At 64.5% G+C, this 20,224-nt stretch carries 16 protein-coding genes; 10 read left to right on the top strand and 6 right to left on the bottom strand.

Going from position 1 to position 20,224, the window contains the following annotated elements:
- The first annotated feature begins 32 nt into the window (after window positions 1–32).
- Window positions 33–893 carry a CoA ester lyase gene (locus CXY71_RS09970; RefSeq protein ID WP_104135483.1) on the top strand — a complete coding sequence of 287 codons (861 nt, stop codon included), beginning with the start codon at window positions 33–35 and terminating at the stop codon, window positions 891–893.
- Window positions 894–958: 65 nt separating this feature from the next.
- Here CXY71_RS09970 and CXY71_RS09965 read toward each other — a convergent pair whose 3' ends face one another.
- On the bottom strand, window positions 959–1,636 hold the full coding sequence (locus CXY71_RS09965) for a GntR family transcriptional regulator (RefSeq protein ID WP_158253048.1): 678 nt from the start codon (window positions 1,634–1,636) through the stop codon (window positions 959–961).
- A 155-nt stretch (window positions 1,637–1,791) separates the two neighbouring features.
- Between CXY71_RS09965 and CXY71_RS09960 the strand changes: the two genes are divergently transcribed.
- The 8 genes from CXY71_RS09960 to CXY71_RS09925 all read left to right on the top strand — a co-directional run bounded on the left by CXY71_RS09960 (window position 1,792) and on the right by CXY71_RS09925 (window position 10,963).
- Window positions 1,792–2,979, top strand: a complete 1,188-nt coding sequence (locus tag CXY71_RS09960) for a CaiB/BaiF CoA-transferase family protein (protein WP_104135481.1) — start codon at window positions 1,792–1,794, stop codon at window positions 2,977–2,979.
- Window positions 2,979–4,637, top strand: a complete 1,659-nt coding sequence (locus tag CXY71_RS09955) for a FumA C-terminus/TtdB family hydratase beta subunit (protein WP_104135480.1) — start codon at window positions 2,979–2,981, stop codon at window positions 4,635–4,637. Before CXY71_RS09960 ends, CXY71_RS09955 begins: the two co-directional genes overlap by 1 nt.
- A gap of 20 nt (window positions 4,638–4,657) precedes the next feature.
- Window positions 4,658–6,061: an MmgE/PrpD family protein gene (locus tag CXY71_RS09950; protein ID WP_158253047.1), complete on the top strand. Its 1,404-nt coding sequence runs from the start codon at window positions 4,658–4,660 to the stop codon at window positions 6,059–6,061.
- A gap of 3 nt (window positions 6,062–6,064) precedes the next feature.
- Entirely contained in the window at window positions 6,065–7,249 is a 1,185-nt protein-coding gene (locus CXY71_RS09945; RefSeq protein WP_146071712.1) for a CynX/NimT family MFS transporter, read from the top strand.
- Between the two features lie 35 nt (window positions 7,250–7,284).
- A complete protein-coding gene (locus CXY71_RS09940) occupies window positions 7,285–8,202 on the top strand; it encodes an NAD(P)-dependent oxidoreductase (RefSeq protein WP_104135477.1) in 918 nt (305 codons plus the stop codon).
- Window positions 8,195–8,611: a carboxymuconolactone decarboxylase family protein gene (locus CXY71_RS09935; protein WP_104135476.1), complete on the top strand. Its 417-nt coding sequence runs from the start codon at window positions 8,195–8,197 to the stop codon at window positions 8,609–8,611. Before CXY71_RS09940 ends, CXY71_RS09935 begins: the two co-directional genes overlap by 8 nt.
- Before the next feature lie 64 nt (window positions 8,612–8,675).
- Complete coding sequence (locus CXY71_RS09930) at window positions 8,676–9,785, top strand: tartrate dehydrogenase (RefSeq protein WP_199184273.1); 1,110 nt, start codon at window positions 8,676–8,678, stop codon at window positions 9,783–9,785.
- Window positions 9,782–10,963 carry a mandelate racemase/muconate lactonizing enzyme family protein gene (locus CXY71_RS09925; RefSeq protein ID WP_104135475.1) on the top strand — a complete coding sequence of 394 codons (1,182 nt, stop codon included), beginning with the start codon at window positions 9,782–9,784 and terminating at the stop codon, window positions 10,961–10,963. Before CXY71_RS09930 ends, CXY71_RS09925 begins: the two co-directional genes overlap by 4 nt.
- A 108-nt stretch (window positions 10,964–11,071) precedes the next feature.
- Here CXY71_RS09925 and CXY71_RS09920 read toward each other — a convergent pair whose 3' ends face one another.
- The 5 genes from CXY71_RS09920 to CXY71_RS09900 form a co-directional block, all read right to left on the bottom strand.
- Complete coding sequence (locus tag CXY71_RS09920; protein ID WP_104135474.1) at window positions 11,072–11,695, bottom strand: LysE family transporter; 624 nt, start codon at window positions 11,693–11,695, stop codon at window positions 11,072–11,074.
- Window positions 11,696–11,791: 96 nt separating this feature from the next.
- Window positions 11,792–12,619, bottom strand: a complete 828-nt coding sequence (locus tag CXY71_RS09915; RefSeq protein WP_104135473.1) for a hypothetical protein — start codon at window positions 12,617–12,619, stop codon at window positions 11,792–11,794.
- 290 nt (window positions 12,620–12,909) lie between these two features.
- Window positions 12,910–16,017 (bottom strand): helicase-related protein, encoded by a 3,108-nt coding sequence (locus CXY71_RS09910; RefSeq protein WP_104135472.1) that lies wholly within the window; start codon window positions 16,015–16,017, stop codon window positions 12,910–12,912.
- Window positions 16,014–17,768 (bottom strand): phospholipase D family protein, encoded by a 1,755-nt coding sequence (locus CXY71_RS09905; RefSeq protein ID WP_104135471.1) that lies wholly within the window; start codon window positions 17,766–17,768, stop codon window positions 16,014–16,016. Before CXY71_RS09905 ends, CXY71_RS09910 begins: the two co-directional genes overlap by 4 nt.
- Window positions 17,761–18,963: a DUF6361 family protein gene (locus CXY71_RS09900; protein WP_104135470.1), complete on the bottom strand. Its 1,203-nt coding sequence runs from the start codon at window positions 18,961–18,963 to the stop codon at window positions 17,761–17,763. Before CXY71_RS09900 ends, CXY71_RS09905 begins: the two co-directional genes overlap by 8 nt.
- A gap of 441 nt (window positions 18,964–19,404) precedes the next feature.
- On the opposite strand from CXY71_RS09900, the gene CXY71_RS09895 reads away from it, so the two are divergent.
- On the top strand, window positions 19,405–20,139 hold the full coding sequence (locus tag CXY71_RS09895; protein WP_158253046.1) for a nuclease-related domain-containing protein: 735 nt from the start codon (window positions 19,405–19,407) through the stop codon (window positions 20,137–20,139).
- Window positions 20,140–20,224: the final 85 nt, after the last annotated feature.

The raw sequence follows: 20,224 nt of genomic DNA, 5'->3' as shown, positions 1-20,224 counted from the left end.
CCGATCTCGTGCCGATCAAGCCAGGAGACACCATGTCCCGTACCACCACGGCCAGCGTCGTGACCGCCCTGTTCGTGCCCGGCGACCGGCCAGAGCGCTTTCGCAAGGCCACCGGTTCAGCGGCCGACGTCGTGATTATCGACCTTGAAGACGCCGTCGCGTCCGAGTTTAAAGCGGATGCCCTGGTTGCCATCCTCGAGCACCTTGCCGCCGGCCCCGACCCGGTTCGCGCCCTCGTGCGCGTCAACGCCGCGGGGGCTGTGAGCTTGCCCGCGGAGCTCGCAGCTCTCCGTGACCTCGCCGCGCGGCCCGGCCACGGGTTGCTCGGTCTCGTCGTGCCCAAGGCCGAAAACCCCGAACTGCTCCGCGAGGTCGCGGCCGCGTTTGCCGGGGTTGCCGGACCGCCGCTCGCGCTCGTGGCGCTGATTGAGTCCGCCGCCGGCGTGCAGAACGCGCCCGAGTTGGCCCGGGTGCCGGGCGTGACTCGGTTGGCCTTCGGCGCCATCGACTACGCCCTCGATATCAACGCCGGTGCTGGCGACCGCGTGCTCGACTACGCCCGGTCGGCTATCGTCGTCGCCTCGCGCGCGGCCGGCCTCGAAGCGCCGCTTGACTCGCCGAGCGTGCAAATTAGTGACACCGGGGCAGTGACCGATTCGGCTGCCCTCGCCCGGCAGTTCGGCTTCGGCGGCAAGCTCTGCATTCACCCCGCCCAGCTAGAACCGGTGGCGGCCGCGTTCCGCCCCACGCCGGCCGAGATCGACTGGGCACGCAGCGTGATCGGCGCCACCGGGGGTGCAGCTCAGGTGAACGGACAGATGATCGACCGCCCGGTCACCGTACGGGCCGAGCGCATCCTCGCCCGCCGTGGGGCAGAGGCCGCGCAAGCGTGAACGTGTCCGGGCGGTGCGCCCAGCACAACGTACGGCATCCGTCGCCCTGGCCAACGAACCGCGCGTCAGTCGTTGGCGATGTCGAAAGGGTCGGCGGGCGGCTTGCCGGTGTAGCGCGCGTTCAGCGCAATGAAGCTGCGCGACACGTGATGCTCGAGGGCCAGCCCCGCCGCTTCGGCGTCTCCGGCGCGCACGGCTTCGAGCATCGCTCGGTGCTCGGCCTCGGAGTCTTCGGCCGGTTCGGGGGAGTCGAGCAGCAAGTCCCACGGGAATACTCTCCAGAGAGCATCGATCTCTTCGACCAGGCTGGGAATGCCGCAGCGCTCGTAGAAGAAGAAGTGGAAGCGCTTATTCAATTGGCGGACGGCATCCGAATCGTGGCGGGCGGTGGCCGCGTTCAGCTCGTCGAGCAGCACTTCGGCCTGGCGCAGTTCGAGCGGGGAGAGTCGGATAGCCGCACGCCGCATAGCGTAGCTCTCGGTGAGCCGGCGAATAATATAAGTCGCTTTGGCCCGCTCGAAATTGATACCGGCTACCCGAACTCCGCGCCGAGGTTCGCTCACCACGAGGTTCTCGGCTTCGAGGGCGCGCAGGGCCTCGCGCACCGGAGTGATGCTGCTGCTGAACTGGCGGGCTAGTTCATCTTGGGGCAGCTTCGCGCCGCGGGGCAGATTGCCGCTGAGAATCAGGCGTCGCAGTTCGTCGACGATCTGATCCCGCTTTGTGGGGGGCGCCTCGGTCATTCCCATCGGATTTCCTTGCATTTTTCGCGGGGTGGCGGTCAAAGGCCTCACTCTATCCGAACCGCATCCACTGGACGAGGGGTAGATGCCTCCGTTTCAAAATGATACATTGTTTAGAGAATCATGCATTTTATCGTCAGTGTTGAAGGTTGAATATGTCCCAGACTCTGCCCCTCGAGGGCATCACGGTGATCTCCTGCGAACACGCCGTAGCTGCACCCCTGGCCACCCGACACCTCGCCGACCAGGGCGCCAGAGTGATCAAGATCGAACGTCCAGGCACAGGCGATTTCGCCCGCGGCTACGACGAGACGGTGAACGGGCTCTCCAGCCACTTCGTCTGGCTCAACCGCAACAAGGAGAGTCTCGCCCTCGACCTGAAACGGCCAGAGGCCCTGGCGATTATGCACGAGCTGCTTGCCACCGCCGACGTCTTCGTGCAGAATCTGGCACCGGATGCGGCGGCTCGCCTCGGTCTCGGCGCCGCCGAATTGCGCGAGCGCTACCCGACCCTGATCACCTGTTCCATCAGCGGATATGGCAGTAGTGGCCCGTACCGAGACGCCAAGGCCTATGACCTGCTGATTCAAAGCGAGGCCGGACTCGTGGCGATCACGGGCACCGCGGAGGCTCCCGCCAAGACTGGTATTCCTACGGCGGATATTGGCGCTGGCATGTACGCCCTCTCCGGAATTCTCACCGCCCTGTTTCACCGCGAGCGCACCGGTGAAGGGTCAGAGGTCGAGGTGAGCCTCTTCGATTCCGTGGTCGAGTGGATGGGCTTTCCCCTCTACTACACCGAATACGGCGGAACCGCTCCGGCCCGTGCCGGCACCAGCCATGCCTCGATCGCCCCCTACGGCACGTTCCGGGCCGGAGACGGCGTGGACGTCGTGCTCTCGGTGCAGAACGACCGCGAGTGGGCGTCGTTCTGCACCGGTGTACTGGAACGACCGGATCTGATTAACGACGAGCGCTTCGCCACCAGCAGTGTGCGCTTGACGCACCGCACCGAGCTGCATGCCGTGGTCGATGCGGTCTTTGCCGTCTACGATGGTCCGGAGATGGAACGCCGCCTCGCCGAGTCAACGGTGGCGTTTGCACGTCAGCGCGAGGTGAAAGACGTCCTCACCCACCCGCAGCTCAGCGCGCGAAACCGCTGGCGCACCGTCGAGACTTCGGCTGGACCGGTGCGGGCTTTGCTCCCGGCCGTGACCGTGGTGGGGCAGGCCGTGCGTATGGACCGGGTGCCCGACGTGGGTGCCGACACCCGGTCTATCCTTGGGGCCCTCGGCTACAGCGCCGCAGCCATCGACGAGCTCACCGGCGCGGGCGTGCTGTGATGGCTGAGTTCAGCTATGTCGACCAGTTGCCGCTCGGCCCCACCGACACCCCGATGCGCCGCCTCGACGTGGCCGGCTACAGGGTGCGCGGCAGTGGAGAGGAGGCCGTGCTCGAGGTAGACCAGTCCGCGATCGAGGCCCTCGCCGATGCGGCCTTTCGCGACCTGGCCCACTTTCTGCGTCCCACCCACCTGGCCCAGCTGCGCCGTATTATCGACGACCCAGAGTCCTCGGCGAACGACCGATATGTGGCACTCGACCTGCTGCAGAACGCCAACGTCGCCTCCGGCGGAGTGCTGCCCATGTGCCAGGACACCGGAACGGCCATCATCTCCGCCAAGCGGGGCCACCGCATCCAGACCGACGGAACGGATGCTCGCAGCCTCAGCCACGGCGTCTATCAGGCGTACCAGGACCTCAACCTGCGCTACTCCCAGATGTCCCCGGTCGATATGTGGACCGAGGCGAATACGCAGAACAACCTGCCCGCGCAGATCGAGATCGGCCTCGGGCAGGGGCTGGAGTACGAGTTTCTCTTCATGGCGAAGGGTGGCGGCAGCGCCAACAAGTCCTTCCTGTATCAGGAGACCAAGTCGATCCTCGACGAAAAGAGAATGCTCGAGTTCCTGAAGGCGAAGATCGAAAGCATCGGAACCGCAGCCTGCCCGCCCTACCATCTCGCCATCGTGATCGGCGGAACCAGCGCAGAATTCGCCCTGAAAACCGCCAAGCTCGCCTCGGCCCACTACCTCGACACCCTGCCCGAGCAGGGCAGCGACGCTGGACACGGCTATCGCGACCAAGACTTCGAGCAGAAGGTGTTCGAGCTCACGACCCAGCTCGGTTTCGGCGCCCAGTTCGGCGGAAAGTACTTCTGCCACGACGTGCGGGTGGTGCGTCTGCCTCGCCACGGCGGCTCGCTGCCCATTGCGATCGCGGTGTCATGCTCGGCCGACCGTCAGGTGCTCGGCCGTATCACCCCGGAGGGGGTGTTCCTCGAAGAACTCGAACGCGACCCGGCCCGGTTCATCCCGAGTACCGGGCTGGCAGAAATAACGGATGCGTCGGCATCCGTTGCCATCGACCTCACTGTGCCCATGGCGGAGATTCGCGCCCAGCTCAGTGCCTGCACGGTGAGCATGCGGCTCTCACTTACGGGCACACTCATCGTGGGTCGCGACATCGTGCACGCGAAGATTCGCGAGCGGATTGCGCGCGGCGAGGGCGTGCCCGACTATCTACTCAAACACCCCATCTATTACGCCGGCCCAGCCAAGACGCCGGAGGGAATGCCGTCGGGGTCGTTTGGGCCAACGACGGCCGGCCGCATGGACGGCTACGTGGCCGAATTTCAGGCGCTCGGGGCCTCGCTGGTGATGCTCGCCAAGGGTAACCGCTCCGCCGCAGTCACCGCCTCCTGCCAGGCCAACGGCGGGTTCTACCTCGGCTCAGTTGGCGGCCCGGCCGCGCGGCTGGCGCAGGACTGCATCCGCTCGGTCGAGGTCATCGACTACGCCGAGCTCGGCATGGAAGCCGTCTTCCGCGTGGAGGTCGAGAACTTTCCCGCCTTCCTGGTGGTCGACGACAAAGGAAACGACTTCTTCCAGAAAGACGACCGCACCTTCGTGGGACTCAGCCCCACGCGCCTGCTGCCGTGATTGCTATGAAAGGCACCGACATGAGTACCGTCTCACACCGTCTCGCCGCCCACGCCGTGGCCGACCACACAGTGTCGCCCGAGCTTGCAGAGTGGATGCGGCTGCTACTGCTCGACTACCACGCCATCACCGGCGGCGGGTTTCACCGCGACTCGGCGGTGGCTGCCCGTGCCGCCGTCGAAATATCGCAGCAGCCGACGGCCTTCTTTCCGGCCGCCCTGCACGGAGTGGATGGAGCTGGTACGAGCGGCTTTGCCACGGTGGAAAGCGCCGCCCTGGTGAACGGCATCACCGCACACGGCCTCGAACTCGATGACACCTTCGAGGAGTCCTCGCTGCACCCCGGCGTCGTCATCTTCCCGGCAGTGCTCGCTCTCGCCAGCACGCGGCAGTCGCTCACCGGTGAGGTACTGCAAGCCGCCATCGTGGGCTACGACGTGATGTGTACGGTGGGCGTGCTGCTCGGTGCCCGCGAGAGCTACGGGCGCGGCTTTCACCCCACGGGGGTGGCCGGCTGCCTCGGTGCCGCGGCGGCGGCGGCCCGGCTGCTCGGTCTCACGGTGGAGCAGACGGCGCATGCCCTCGGACTGGCGGCGAACATGGCGTCTGGTTCGCTCGAATTTCTGGCCGACGGCTCCTGGACCAAACGGCTCAACGCCGGGCATGCCGCGGCCACGGGTATTCGCGCCGCGAAGCTCGCCGCCGCCGGATTCACCGCACCGGCCACGGCCATCGAGGGCCGAGACGGCTTTCTCGTGCAGTACGGCGCGGGCGTGGTCGAGGGCCGACAGTTGGCGCTCGAATTCGGCCGCAGCGCGCTCGATACCTCGATCAAGTTCTACCCCTGCTGCCGCTATATGCACGGCAACATTGACCTGCTGCGCGACATTCGCGAGCAGAACCCCAAGCTCGGCATCGACGATGTCGCACGCATCCGGGTCGGCGTGATCCGGGCCGGTGCCTCGCTCGTGTCTGAGCCCGCGGCACGCAAACTCGTGGTCAACACGCCGGTGGACGCCCAGTTCAATATGCCGTTCGGCGCGGCGGTCGCGCTCGCAACCGGGCGCGCCACTGTCGACCAGTTCGACGACGCACCTGCCGTGGCCGCGGAGTTAATGGAGTGGATGGAAAAAGTCGAGTGCTATCGCAGCGACTCGCTCGAGGCCGCATTCCCGGCTCGGTGGCAGGCCGAAGTGCAGGTTGTGCTCCGAAACGGAACCGTGATCGAGAAGAGCGAAAATTCCTTCCGTGGGGCGCCGGGCGACCGGGCAACCTGGGCCGACATCGTGCAGAAGGCGGAAGGGCTGATCGGGGCGCCCGCGGCGAAGGCACTGGCCGCAAGCGTGTCCGAGCTCGACGACTCCACAGTGCTCGGCGGAGGCGTAGCAGTGCCCAGAGATACTGTCACTGCCTCTCGTGCGTAAGTGATGCGCCGGCGCGAGTCGGGCTCCCGTGCGGTGGTGCTCGCGGTGGGCGCCACCATCACTGGCGGGCTGCCGGTATTCTTGCTTGGCGCCCTGTTCGTGCAGATCCAGCGCGATGTGCCGGCGCCACAGTGGGTGCTCGGCGCGGCGGTGGCCAGCTACTGGGGTTCGGCCGCGGTGATGTCCCTGCTGGCCGGCCGGCTCGTGTCGTGGTCGGGCATTCGCTCGGCAACCCTCCTCGGGGTGGTCGTCGGCGCGCTGAGCCTCGCGGGCGCCGCATTCTTGGTGCCGTCGTGGGCTTGGCTGCTGGTGTGGGCTGGAGTGGGTGGGGTGTCCAATGGCATCAGTCACCCGGCGGCGAATCAGCTGATCAACCTGCGGGTGCGGCGCGGTATGCTCGCGACCGCGTTCGGTATTAAGCAATCGGCGATCCCGTTCTCCGCGTTCCTGGCCGGGCTGGCCGTGCCCGCGCTCGCGCTCACCCTGGGGTGGCATTGGGGTTTCGGTCTGGCGAGCTTGTTCGCGCTCGCGGTGGGCGTGCTGTTCTGGTGGTCGGTACCGCGCGGGGAACTCTCGCGCCATCGGCAGGGCGGCTCACACGTGCCGCTGACACCGGCGCTGATGAAGTACCTGCTGCTGATGACGAGCGTCACCACGCTCTCGGCCGCGGCCACCGGTGCCGTCACCGCGTATGCGGTGATCACCGGCATCGAGCGCGGCCTGCCGCTAGCGTGGGCGGGCACCCTCTTGAGCGTAGGCGGTTTGCTCAGCGTCACCGTGCGCGTCATCGTGGGACGGATCGCCGATCGGGCAAACAGCAAATTCGCCCTCGCGACCGTGGCCACCATGATGTGCGTCGGCGGCGTTGGGGTGCTGCTCATGGCCGTCGACACCCAGTGGACCTTCGTGGTGGGCATGCTGCTGGCTCTCGGCATTGGCTGGGGCTGGCCCGGACTCACCCACTTTGTGGTGTCCCGCGTGGCCGGTCCGGCTACGCCAAGCGCGACGGGCATCATGCAGATCGGTACCTACATCGGCAGCGGTGCCGGCCCGCTCGCATTCGGCTTGCTCTATGCGGCGGTGCCCGAGGTAGCGCTGTGGATCATTGTGGGTGCGGTGCAGATCGTGGCCGGATACATCGCCGTGGTGCTGGCTCGAACTACTCCGCCCCCGGTGCCCGTGGCCTGAGCACTGTACTTTTCCACACTGTCAAAGGAGACATTATGACCACACTGTTCATCGGCCTCGGCAAAATGGGCGACCCGATGGTTCGCCGCTATGCGCCCGGTCGTGACGTGCTGCTCTACGACGTGGATGCGGCGGCGAGCGCCACGCTCGCCGCCGCGGTGGGCGGTCGGACACTGGCCGGGCTCGAGGAGCTTCCGGCAGGCATCCGCACGGTGATCCTGATGCTCCCCAACAGCCGTATCGTCGAATCCGTCGTGGTAGCGCTGCTCGCCCAGCTCGAGCCCGGTGGCCTCGTGATCGATATGGGCTCGTCGGAGCCGGCGAGCACGCAGCGGCTAGCCGCCCAGGCCGCTTCCGCCGGGATCGCGTTCGTGGATGCCCCGGTGTCCGGCGGGGTGGCAAAGGCCAGCATCGGGGAGCTGTCGATCATGGTGGGCGGGCTCGCGGCTGATCGGGAGCGGGCGATGGAACACCTGGCTCCGCTCGGCACCCGCATCACCGTGGTGGGGCCGAGCGGGTCCGGGCACGCCGCGAAGGCGCTCAATAATTTGTTGTCGGCCACCAATCTCGCGGCTGCGGCCGAGATCTTCACGGTGGCGCGCAGCTTTGGCATCGACGCTGCGGTAATGCTGGACGTAGTGAATTCGTCGACCGGGCGCAGCCAGGCCACCGAGGTGAAGTACGCCAAACACGTGCTGAACGGCACGTTCGATTCCGGTTTCTCGCTCGACCTCATGCTCAAGGACGTGGCGATCGCTCAGGCGCTCGGTGCCGGAATGAGCACGCCGATCACGGACACGACCGTGGGGGTGCTCGCCGAGGCCCGTCGGGTGCTCGGGAACACCGTGCTGTTAGACCATACCGAGGTCGTGCGCTATGTCGAAGTCGTCAACCAGTTCGAGCTTCGATCCCTAGCAATTCGATCCGAATCAGAAGGAGCAGTTCATGTCTGAGAACCCGCAGGACTACATCGACGAGATGGCCCGCAAGCGTGGTTATGTGCTCGATTACCACAAGGTGATGGCGAAACAGGATTTTCCGGTGCTGCAGGCCGCGAATCACCTGGTGTCGGCCGCGTACCTCGACCAGCGCACCCTGGACCGGCGTACCAAGGAGCTCATCTTCATCGTGAGCCTCACGGTGATGCGCGCGTCGAAGGGGCACATCCAAAGCCATATCCGGGTGGCTCTGGACCTTGGGGTGTCGGCGACCGAGATTCTGGAAGCGATCGAGATCTCGCTGCCCGAGGCTGGCATCGTAGCGTTCCAGGGTGGGTTCGAGGCTTGGCGAGAGGTTGTCGGTGCCGATGGCATCGAGCCGACCGTGAGCGTGCACGAGGGTGGTTCGGGCACCGGCGCGTAGGAAATGTGGCGCATTCAGATCTTCACCCTTCCCAAACGAACTATCCAAACTTGGAGGTAACCCCATGACCATTCCCACCCACCTGACCATTCCCACCCACCGCATTGCCGTCATTCCCGGCGACGGAATCGGCACCGAAGTGATGCCCCCGGCACAGCGCCTGCTCGAGCTGGCCGGCCACCGTTTCGGGTTCGCTTTTGAATGGCAAAATTTTGACTGGAGCTGCGAGTACTACGCTCGCACCGGGGCCATGATGCCCGCCGACGGCATCGAACAGCTCGCCGAGTGTGACCAGATTTTGCTCGGCGCGGTCGGGTTTCCCGGCGTTCCTGACCACGTATCGCTGTGGGGCCTGCTGATTCCCATCCGGCGCGCGTTCCAGCAATACATCAACCTGCGACCGATCAAGCTCCTCCCCGGAATCGAAAGCCCGCTGCGCAAGGTGCCGGCTGGCGGCATCGACTTTCAGGTCGTGCGCGAAAACAACGAGGGCGAATACTCCGAGAGCGGCGGACGTCTCTATCGCGGGTTACCGCAGGAAGTCGCCATCCAAGAATCGATTTTCACCCGCTTTGGCGTTACCAGGGCCATGAACTATGCCATCAACCTCGCCGAACAGCGCGAGGGCCGCCTGGCCAGCGCCACCAAGTCCAACGGCATCATTCACACCATGCCGTTCTGGGACGAGATTCTGCGCGAACTGGGGCAGGAGCATCCGCTTCTGGAGATCTCGGAATATCACATTGACGCCCTCGCAGCCTTGTTCGTACTGGACCCGGGCCGCTTCGACGTAATTGTGGCCTCCAACCTGTTCGGCGACATTCTCACGGACCTCGGCGCGGCCATCATCGGCAGCATCGGCATCGCGCCCTCGGCCAACCTCAACCCCGAGGGCGAGTTCCCCTCGATGTTCGAGCCGGTGCACGGCTCGGCACCCGACATATCCGGTCAAGGAAAGGCCAACCCGCTTGGTCAAGTCTGGGCGGCGTCGATGATGCTCGACCACCTCGGCCACCCCGAAGCGGGCGCCGCGCTCGTCGACACCATGGGCCACGTGCTGCTCGAAACGGATGTGCGCACCCCCGATCTCGGCGGACGCGCCACCACCGAAGAGGTCTCCGATGCCCTCGCCGCCGCCTTCGCGACAGTGACGGCCGAGGCTGTTCTGCGATGAGAATCGTTGATGTGCGCGAGCAGACCATGCCGATCAGCTCGCCGATTCGCAACGCCTTTATCGATTTCAGCAAGATGACCCTGAGCGTGGTCGCCGTTGTCACTGACGTCGTGCGCGATGGCCGCCCGGTCGTGGGCTATGGCTTCAACTCCAACGGGCGTTACGGCCAGGGTGCCATCATTCGCGAGCGTCTGTTGCCGCGCCTGCTCGAAGCCGACCCGGTCGACCTGCTCGACCCGGTGCGCGACAACTTCGACCCGGAACGCATCTGGAACACCATGATGACCAACGAAAAGCCCGGCGGGCATGGTGAGCGATCCGTCGCGGTGGGCGCGGTTGACATGGCTGTCTGGGATGCCTTGGCCAAGATCGAGGAAAAGCCGCTGTTTCAGCTGCTGGCCGAGCGTTTCGGTACGGGAACGCCTAACCGTGAGGTCTTCGTCTACGCCGCCGGCGGCTACTACCAGCCCGAGCGCGGCCTCACCGGCCTGACCGATGAGATGCAGAGCTATTTCGACCGCGGCTACACCGTGGTGAAGGCCAAGATCGGCGGAGCGCCGCTTGCCGACGACCTGCAGCGCATCGAAGCCGTGCTGGGCATGCTTGAACCGCATCAGCGACTGGCCGTAGACGCCAACGGTCGTTTCGACCAGGCGACCGCCGTGGAATACGCTCGGGCGCTCTCGCAGTACGACCTGTTCTGGTATGAAGAGCCCGTCGATCCCCTGGACTTCGAAGCGCAGGCGGCGGTTGCCGCCGCCTACGACAAGCCCATCGCTACCGGCGAGAACCTGTTCTCCATGCAGGACGCCCGCAACCTCATTCGCTACGGAGGCCTGCGACCCGAGAAAGACTGGCTGCAGTTCGACTGCGCGCTCAGTTACGGGCTCGTGGAATACCTGCGCACCCTCAATATGCTCGAGCAGAACGGATGGTCCCGCTCGCGCTGTATCCCGCACGGCGGCCACCAGATGTCCCTCAACATCGCGGCCGGCCTCGGCCTCGGTGGTAACGAGAGCTATCCCGACCTGTTCCAGCCCTTCGGAGGTTTTCCCGATGGATCAGAGGTGGTGAACGGCTTCATCACGATGCCGAACCTGCCCGGGATCGGCTTCGAGGGAAAAGCCGACCTGTACTCGGTCATGCGGGCGCTGGGGGAGCCGGCGCTCGCGTTGTAGGGAACCGGTCGGGCGGAGGTTTGCTCCGCGATCCGCGCGGGGACCCGACGACGACCGGCTGGCTCATTCCGAGAGCGCTGATGGTCAGGCGCGCCTGGGTTTACCCGCTCAGTGCACCAGCGCCAGCAGCAGCGCGACGGCTATGAACAGCAGGCCGAAGGTGCGGTTGAGAATGAGCTGGCCGCGAGTGGTGTTCGTGAAGCGCTGAAACGATTTGGCCGCGATCGCGAAGAACAGCCACATCACGACGATGTCGATCAGTACTACGGTGACGGTCAGTACGAGATATTGGGGGAGCAGCGGCTGTTCCGGCTGGATGAACTGCGGCATGAACGCGAGAAAGAAGACGAGAGCCTTGGGGTTGAGCAGGTTGACCCATAGGCCGCGGCGAAACATTGACCAGGCTGGCTCCCGGGTCAACGTCACGGTTGTATCGCGAGACGGGTCGGGTTTTTGCAGAATTAAGCGGATGCCCAGAAACACCAGGTAGGCGGCTCCGGCGTAGCGGATGACGTTGAAGAGTATGGGTGAGCCGGAGACGAGTACCCCGACGCCGAGTGCCACCACGATGATGTGCACGATTAGTGCAGCCTGCTGCCCGAAAATTCCCCAGATCGAACGGCGAAATCCGCTGGTGAGCGAGTTGTTCATGGTGTTGATTGCACCGGCGCCGGGGGTGAAGCTGATTAGCACGCCGGCGCCCACGAGGGCCAGCCAGAGGGAAAGTTGCACACGTTAGCGTAGCGCGAGTGCCATCGTGCCGATGGCGACACAGACCCCGGCCGAGTCCCGGCCGGCTGATAGCGAAGCCGCCTTCGTCGGTATTGTCTAGTCGCGGCCAAACAAGTTGCCGAGTGCCGAGAGGCCGGGGATCTCAAAGTTCGATCCCAAATCAGACACCTGCTCGCCCAGTCCGGCCGCGTACTCGCCCGCGCCGTCGGTGAAGCCCTGGGTGACTCCCTCGAGACCGCCGGCGAGGTTTTCGACATCGACGCCCTGGGTGATTCCTTCGAGACCGCCGGCGAGGCTCTCAAAATCGACGCCCAGTCCCGCAGCCTGTTCCAGGAGGGGCCCGGCCACAGTGCTGAGCACCGCGCCACCGGCGACGGCGGCAAGTAGTCCGCCGGCACCGATCCCGACAGCACCGATCCCGGCAGCGGCGACACCCGCTCCGGCAAGTGCGCTGGCGGCTCCTCGGCCGGACGGTTTGGCGAACAGTTTCTTCAGAAAGCCGGGATTCTGGGCTTCGCCGCGGGTGGCCGATCGGGCCAGGTCGTCCGGGCTGGTCGATGCCGGATATTCGTTGGAAGGCAGCTCTGCGCGCAGCTGGGCGTTGACCTCGTCGCGTTGCGCCGGCGTGAGCCGCGCGAACGCGTCGCGGTGAACTTGCTCGAGCTGCTGCGGCTGTGCGGTCTGCAACAGATAGTCGTAGCGGGCGATGGCCGCGCGGTCTTGGGCGCTCACGTTCGAACCAGAGATGGGAGCGGCGCTGCGCTGCACGTTATTCGCCGGGGGCTTGCTGTCTCCGGTGACCTTGTCGGCTGCGGTGCGCACCATCTCGCGCCAATCCGTCTTGCCTGACCCGCCCGACGACGGCTGCCCTTTCTGTTCAAGGGCTTTTGCTGCCATGCTCAGAATGCGCTGGAAATTGCTCATTGGGGGCCCTTCGGTTTGGCTGGGGTTTCTATTGTGTCCAGCCGCACCTGAGCAAAGCCTCCCAGCCGTCCCGCTTTCTGGCGACAAACACTCCGGCGCCGAGCGGCACGGCATTCGCCGCTAGGCGTCATCGGATGCCGCGGGTCCCGCCCGCGCAGACTGTGATCGTCGTGGTCAGCCCCGCATCGACAACGATTAAGAAGCAGGCCGACGTCAGCTATGGCAGCTGGCAGAACCAAAGTGTCGAAAAACCTCTCGAGGCCTGACCGAACCGACGCCGCGCCTTCAGGTCAGCGATCCCGCACTGGAGGGCTCAAGTCCAGTTTCGCGACCTGCGACGGGTTGACCCCACGCCGCTGCATCATCTCGAGCATGTCCTGCTGGCGGGGCTGTCCGAGAGTGAGCCGGTACAGAGTTAGTGCGTCCTTGAGGCGCTCGACCTTCTCGATATCGCGGCTGAGGGGATAGGTGATGATCTGCCGCTCCACCTTGGACGCACCGGGGTAGAGCCAGTACGGGGCGAACTCCCCGAGTTCGGGGTGAGCCGTCTGGGCGGCGTCAAATGCAACCTTCCAGGGGTTGGACTCGCTTGACGCAACAACATCCCGCCAGTGCTCGGCTGCAATGTTCTTGCGCACTGCGTGGCCGGCGAAGCGGTTGACGCGGCCTTCGCGTTGTTCGAAGTCCACCGGGTTCGACGGCAGGTTCCAGTGCAGCACTTCATGGCTCCACCAGTGAAAGTCGATGCCCTCTTGGCCGACGCTGGTGGACGCCAACACGAACGGCCAGAATGGGCTGTTGAAGGCGTTTCGAATCTCCGGCTGGCGAGCACTTTCGGTCTCCTGTTGCTTGCCTCCGTACCGCAGGGCAAATCGGGCTGTGAAGGGGATACTGGTGGTGGGGTCCGCGAGATCTCGAGCGCGGTAGGTAGACGGCCGCAATGTAACTGCGTCGTAAGCGCGCCCGGCGAGCTGGAGGAGTACTTCGTCGGTGAGGGCAGTGCCCCCGGTTTCGCTGCGCAGCTGGAATAGGTACTCATCCATGGATGCCTGCAGGTTGCCGTCCGCGCAATACCGGAGCACGACGAGCCAGTAGGCCTCCCCGGTCGAGTAGAGCTGATCGAGCAGCAGCGTGGTCTCCAGTCGGTTGAACAGACTTCGGAGTCCGTTCGACAGCAGCGCTGCAGCACTCCACAATCCTGCGTCGGTGGTGGCATCCGCTATGGTCCGGAGCCTGGACAGCGCCCGATAGGCGATGTTGCCCGGGGAATGAAGCGCGAGTCGCGCCAAATGCTCGTGCGACACGTCATCTCCGGCCTGACCGGCATCGAACGCTGCATCGACGTGGATGCGTAGGCCTGCGCTCGTTTGTGATTCATCGTCAGGCAGCTCAGCTCCGCGACTCTCCATGGCGGACGTCACGCGAGCAGCAGTCAGGCCGGTCGGCACCATGCCAGGCGTGCTGAAATACGCCTGCCAAGCCTGACCAGCGACCGCCTCGCCGTCAAAGGAGGCCTGCACATCAGCTTCCGCAGCAAGCGCTGGCACTCGCACCGGCATCCCGGCATGGCGACGAGCGACATCCAGCGGGTCGGCCTGCAGTGCGAGCGCGGGGTGGGGCCAAAAAAGTGCCAGCGTCGACATGGCGTTGGCCCTCCCATCCACGGTCGCCCAGTTGAGACGGGACGCCAGATTCTTGCGTGCCTCGGCCGTGTTTCGGGTCAGGCGGGTCGAACCGAACGCTGTCAGTCGTTCCGCTTCGTAGCTGAGCAAACTCGCAATCGCTGTAGGTGTCGCAGTCCACGTCGAGAACACGAGCCGTTTTGTGGCCGACACGACACCACGCTCTGCGAAGGGCCCGCCCGGCTCAAAGTACGGCATCGACGGAGGCAGCCACAGCAGCTTCCACAGCCCGGACTCGAGCATGTCCTCAGCGAGGCTACCTATGTGTCCGTACCCAATCCGGACGGGCTCGTAAGAGCACAATGCCTCGGCATCGAGCGTATCCAAACCCGCCAAATAGGGCTCGATCGCTTGTGCAGATTCCGCGTCCTCGAGTCGTTTGTCGAGCGCCCTGGAGACCTGGTAGTTCTCCATGAAGTTGCCGAAATAGGGGATCGACTTCCAATACTCAACGGAGATCGGCGCGTCGAGCTCCTGGGCCAGACGCTGCAGCCCGGCGAAGCCGATGAGGTTCGCCGGCGACGGCAACGCCGAGGTAATGTGGCGCTCCCGCAGCATTCCGTCAGCGCCGAGCTGCGGACGTTCGGTACGACTCATCCAGCGCAGTAGGCGAATGCGCAGGGATGCCGCGATGTCCGCCACCAACGCGCCTGCCGCAATGCCGGCACGATATTCTTCGAAGAGCCGTTTCACCTCGGACAGATCCGCCGTCGCTCCTCCCGCGAGAAAGCTCAGGACGGCAATGAAATCGGTGTAGTGATCGTCGTCGGAGTCATCTGTTGGGGCTGTGTACGCCTTATACGGCGTCGCCGACAACAACAGGACCTTGGCTTGGCCGCAGTCAAAAAGGTGATGCGCAAGCTCGGCGGCGTCGCCTCCCGTCTCCGGATCGAGCAAGTGGCTGAAGCGCTGAAACTCATCAAGAATGACGAGGTCGGGCTCCAGTGTCTCAACACTGGCACGCGCAAGAGCCCCCCGTAGCTCAGCGGTGATTTCCTTGATGACGTTCATCTCCGTCGGCAGCCCGTTCTGCACGATGTCGTCGACGATGCGCTGGTACCGAGCTAGCAAGCCGAGGCTGGACGCGTTACTGCGAAACGCAGTGAGGATCGGCTCGTGAGCCGGGCCGTCGAGCACTCGTCGGATCCACTCCACGCAGTATGAGAACGATTTCTCCGTGCGCACCGTGCCTTGAAAGAAGAGCCGTGAGGCGTGACTCTGAGCGAGATTGTGCTGCAGCTCATCGTTCAGAATCACGTGCAGCAGGGCACGCTCTTCCTTCGACCCGGTGCGCCAACTTGAGTTGTTGAAGGACGTTCCCGGAGTGAACGACACCAGATTCACAACCTTGCCGTCGATCGCGGTACCGTCGAGACGTCGGGACTCCAAAGCCAGCAGCGTCAGCCGACTGGTGAACGCGAGATGCGGGTTGCCGGTCACGTTGAGCCGCTGAAGATTCTGCTGTGCCAGGTCAGTATTCGAACAGATATAGACCACGTCAATCCGGTCGACGGTGTCATCGTGTTGTAGCTGTTCGATGGTTCGCGCAATCACACCGCGAGCCACCACGCTCTTACCAAGCCCCGTCTCGTCGGCGACGAGAAATCGGCGGCTCGCATCGGCAGAACCATAGAACCGATGAATGACGTGGTCGACGGCGTCGCGCTGAAATCCTTTGAGCTCGCTGAGCACAGCCTCAGCATTGAACACAGTCACAGCCGGGCGCCCTGCAAAGTGAGGTGTGCCAACCAGACAGAAGCCCAGAGTTCGTCGAAACCCGCGGGAAGAACGGTCGCCGCGGCATCCGCTTGGAGGCGCTCGATCAGATGACCGAGGTCGTCAAGTCCGGAGTTGCGAGCGCCCACCGAGCGCACCAGTGCCTCGAAGAGACCGACACCGTCGGCGCCCCAGTCACCGAAACTACCCCCGCCACCCGCAGTGAAAAGCGCCCCATCATCGCTGTCCTGGGCGAGCAGCAGCATCAAGAAGCGAAGGAACTTCTCCGGAGTGTCGATCTGCCGCGCGAGCACGGCGTCCCGCCGCCCAGGGAGATCGCCGACGAGCTCGACCCGCACGACGGTGCTGCGCTCTTCGCCGCGGGTGTCGACGACTCGAATCACAAGAAACGGGGTCACGTCGGTAAGCGGCATGGCCTCGAACCGTACGCTCTCGCCAGTGACCACCGGGAGTGGATGCGAATTCCCCGGCCTCGTCAGCAAACGTACGTAAATTTGGAGATCGGCCGGTGGGTGCGTCGAATCGAGGGACTCGACGAGGATGTCGAAGTTCGACTCGTCGCATGCGACCACAGTATTGCGCAGGCGCGAGGTGGCGAGAGACCGGATCGCCGACTCCAACGCATGATCAGCCTTGTCGTCGTCGCTGTGCTCTACGCCGCCGGTGGCCGGATACGGCACGACCAGTTGGAACAGAGCCGATTTCTCGCCGAAGACGGCCTCGACGCCGATGCGGGGCAGGGGGCCGATCAACTCGATCATGAACTCGACGTTCTGCGTGAAAGCAGCGTTGGTCGCATTCGCGGACCCGATAAAGACGTGAGACCCGTCGCGTCTGTCGAGAACGAACGTCTTGGCGTGCAGGCCTTCGAGTGGGTCACCGTCGACCTCTGCCGTGTCGCGGGCCGCGTCGTCGAGCACATAGGGGACGATCCGCTTCAGCGTCTCCGGCCGGAGTCGGTCCAGGCTTTCTGCTCGGGAGACGACGTGCACCTTGGTCGATCTGGCGGGGGCGAGCCGGGCGATGCCGTCATCGGACAGGAACGGCGAAATAATCAGGTGGCGCTTACCGTCGAAGTCTGTCGTCGTCGGGCGCCCGATGCCCAGGGCATGCAGCACGACCTCGCGCACGTCGCCAGGGGCCTCCCAGCGCACGCGGCTGACGCGGTGCGCTAAGTCCGCTATGTGGAGCGTTCGGTTTTCAGTCAAGGGAGTGACAGCAAGCCGGGGGAGCGCGGTAAGGAAGTCGCGTGCCGGGGCACTCGCCGGCTGATCTACGTTGGTGGGGGTACCGTCGAGGCGCACGACCATGTCCCAGCTGCGGTCAGCGGTGAGGTTTCTACTCGAGCACAGCAGCCGGTACGCGCGGTCGCTGCCGCGGCCATACTCAAGAATCCACACTTTCGGGTGGAAGAGCCCACCGGGGCGCCGTGCGGTGACCGGATGCAGCATCGGCTCGAGGAAGGCGACTAGATCAGAGGCCTGTCGGGGGGCGACGATCTGGCCGGCCTGGGCAAAGATATCTACCCGATCGGCGGCTCGCCGCACCGCGTCGAGAATTGCAATGGGATCGTCGCTCTCGCGCACACGGTGCGCCGCAAACGACAGGGGGATGGCCAGAGCACTGGTGAGGTCGAGCGTGAACGTGGTACCGACAGCGTGGAGCAGCTCATACCCGGCGGGTGGGCGGAGCTGCTCAGTGAGGGCGGCGCGCGCGTCGGGTTCAAGCATCCGTTCGTTCCAATCCGTCGTGCAGGTCGGTGAGAATCCGATTTACCTGGGGCCAGCGAAACGCTAATCGGCCCGCTCCGGATGCCCCTTGCCAGGACTGCAGAAGCTTGTGATTGGTGAGCCGTGACTGGGCGCCTTTGTGCTGGCGCTCGCGGGACCGAATCATGTCTCGACCACCGGAGAGGTCGTGAGTGTCCAGGACGAGCGACGCATCCAACCAGTCATTGACGAACATTCGTGATCGCGGCGCCACCGAGCCGCTTCCCGCGTCGATGTTGGTCCAGAAGTCGGTTCGGTCCCACGAGCTCAGTTCATCGGCAAGGAGATCACGTTCCTGCTGCCACTCCCTGAGCTTGTCGCTGTATCGGTCCACCGGCGCAACGATCTGGTTGTACCCGGCGCATTCGTACTGTTCGGCCAGCATCAGGTTGTAGAGCAGGGCCGCGCCGTGCGCTGCGAACGAAAACAGCTTGGCGTGTTGCAAGACCTGTTGCGGGGCACCGGTCACTTCACGTGAAGTTGGATCGTCCCAGGGGGTGATGCTCGCAGCCTCGGGTCGATATTCCACCAGATGGCCAAGAAGCGTTCCTTCGCTGCCTTCGGCCATGCGGTCGCGCAGCCAGTTCGCCTCTGACGGCGACAGATCGAAATTGCCCGCTGATTCAGACGGGAATCCCTTCGGCGCTACGGGAAGGGTCGGAGACCAGGCGCCGATCCGGTCGTTGTCGATCTCCCCGTCGCTCACCGAGCTCGCCGAATCAAAGGCGATCGCGTCTTGGCGGTCCATCGACGGCGAGCTGAGAATGCCGTACTTGCGAAGCGCCGCCCAGTACACGCTAGACGGCAGAGTCTTGAGATTCGCGCCAGCCACCCTTCCGAGCAGCCCCTGCTCGTCGCCGCCCGTCCTGAGCGCCAAGATCAAGTCGCGCTCGTTGGCGGTGACGGCAACGCTGATGTCATCCGCGGACCGACCGGTCGACTGTGCCGCAGTGAAGCACCAGGGTATGAGGAGCATGTAGCGGGCACGGGTGAGCAGCGTCGACGTGCCAGGAAAGAGGGAATCGCTTAGTGCGTCTCGAACCTGACCGAACCCGAGCTCGTCGCGGCTATCGCGCTCGCTGAAGAGGTTGACGATTTCCCGCATGCGACGCTGGTCTTCGCTCGATGCATCGAGCCATGCAACGAGTGATGGCATTACTTCCCCCTGTGACCACGGCCGTGTATAAAGTCAGACTACGCGTCGACGGAGGCTCGTTTGGGACCGCAGAAGTCTATACGCTCTCCCACCTGGACGGCCCACACCTGCTGGCGGCACTGCACCTGCGCAGCTCCAGCAGCGAAATCCCGGCGCGGGCGTTGGCCCTTCCTTGGAACGGGACGATAAATTCGAGCGGAGTAACGCCGGAGCCAGCCTGGCGGCCCTTTCGGCAGTGCTCGATCGCGACAGCAGTATCTTCGACCGCGGCGAAACGGATCGCGAGAAGCTGCTTCGATAGACGATGCTCACCCGGCTACATTCGCGGTCAGGCTAGAATCGTCCCCTGCAAACCATGGCAGTGAGTGAAGCGAAGGACAAACTCTCCACTCTTGTCGACAGCGTCGAGGCGACCCATGACGGCGTGGTCATCACCTGTCGGTGCCAGCGCGCACACGTTTCGCCCGGTTCTGGGGAATCTCCCCGCTGGCCGCCGACAGCCTCGCCTGGTACCGCGGTGCCCAGGGCGAGATCAAGGTTGGCAGGATTCTCCGCCGGCTCCCGCCCGAGTGGCGAGTCTTCCACGCCCTCCCGATCGGCAAAGCCGGCGCCGCCATCGACCACCTCGTAGTGGGCCCCGGCGGAATTTGCACCATCAACACCAAACATCACCGCGGCAAAAAGATCTGGGTCGCCGAGCGGACGATTATGGTCAATGGACAGAAACAGCCCTACCTTCGCAACTCCATATTTGAAGCCACCCGCGTCACCAAAATGCTGCGAGAGCGGATGCCTCAGCTCCCGGCAGCGCAGGCCGTGATCGCGCTGGTCAGCCCCGGGCCGATCACGATCAAGAAGAGGCCCGCCATCGTCACTGTGATGGATGCGGTCGGTTTGCGCCGTTGGCTTCTAAAACAACCCGTTTCTCTCGTCGAAGGCGATCTGGTTGAGCTTGCAGCGATAGTTGACGCGTCAGCGACTTGGACTGCACTCACATCGCTACCGACTCCGAGTCTGATGGCGAAATTCGCTGTAATCGACAGCCATGTAAAGACAGCGCGCGTGCGGCGAGTCTCATGGACCCTGCTCAGTTTCGCGTTAGCTGCGACACTCGGGGTGTTCGTGGGCTTGCCTCTTTACAACAAGTTGGTCCTCGGAGTCATCGGCGGTCTTTGAAGCTCCTGCGGCTGCTTTGATCACCAGCGGACCGCGCTGGCTAAGCTGGCGTTACGGATTGACGGCTAGGCATCGGAGTTCACCT

The organism is Cryobacterium sp. Y62, assembly GCF_002929785.1.
Taxonomy (GTDB): Bacteria; Actinomycetota; Actinomycetes; order Actinomycetales; family Microbacteriaceae; genus Cryobacterium.
The sequence above is the reverse complement of the archived record's forward strand: the minus strand, read 5'-3'. Positions and strand labels throughout refer to the sequence as shown.

What these genes read in the sequence shown, in the direction of transcription:
- CXY71_RS09905 (WP_104135471.1), bottom strand. Translation starts at nt 17,768, where the DNA reads ATGCTTGAACCCGACGCGCGCGCCGCCCTCACTGAGCAGCTCCGCCCA.
- CXY71_RS09960 (WP_104135481.1), top strand. Translation starts at nt 1,792, where the DNA reads ATGTCCCAGACTCTGCCCCTCGAGGGCATCACGGTGATCTCCTGCGAA.
- CXY71_RS09930 (WP_199184273.1), top strand. Translation starts at nt 8,676, where the DNA reads ATGACCATTCCCACCCACCTGACCATTCCCACCCACCGCATTGCCGTC.
- CXY71_RS09955 (WP_104135480.1), top strand. Translation starts at nt 2,979, where the DNA reads ATGGCTGAGTTCAGCTATGTCGACCAGTTGCCGCTCGGCCCCACCGAC.
- CXY71_RS09925 (WP_104135475.1), top strand. Translation starts at nt 9,782, where the DNA reads ATGAGAATCGTTGATGTGCGCGAGCAGACCATGCCGATCAGCTCGCCG.
- CXY71_RS09915 (WP_104135473.1), bottom strand. Translation starts at nt 12,619, where the DNA reads ATGAGCAATTTCCAGCGCATTCTGAGCATGGCAGCAAAAGCCCTTGAA.
- CXY71_RS09900 (WP_104135470.1), bottom strand. Translation starts at nt 18,963, where the DNA reads ATGCCATCACTCGTTGCATGGCTCGATGCATCGAGCGAAGACCAGCGT.
- CXY71_RS09945 (WP_146071712.1), top strand. Translation starts at nt 6,065, where the DNA reads ATGCGCCGGCGCGAGTCGGGCTCCCGTGCGGTGGTGCTCGCGGTGGGC.
- CXY71_RS09950 (WP_158253047.1), top strand. Translation starts at nt 4,658, where the DNA reads ATGAGTACCGTCTCACACCGTCTCGCCGCCCACGCCGTGGCCGACCAC.
- CXY71_RS09935 (WP_104135476.1), top strand. Translation starts at nt 8,195, where the DNA reads ATGTCTGAGAACCCGCAGGACTACATCGACGAGATGGCCCGCAAGCGT.
- CXY71_RS09965 (WP_158253048.1), bottom strand. Translation starts at nt 1,636, where the DNA reads ATGACCGAGGCGCCCCCCACAAAGCGGGATCAGATCGTCGACGAACTG.
- CXY71_RS09940 (WP_104135477.1), top strand. Translation starts at nt 7,285, where the DNA reads ATGACCACACTGTTCATCGGCCTCGGCAAAATGGGCGACCCGATGGTT.
- CXY71_RS09970 (WP_104135483.1), top strand. Translation starts at nt 33, where the DNA reads ATGTCCCGTACCACCACGGCCAGCGTCGTGACCGCCCTGTTCGTGCCC.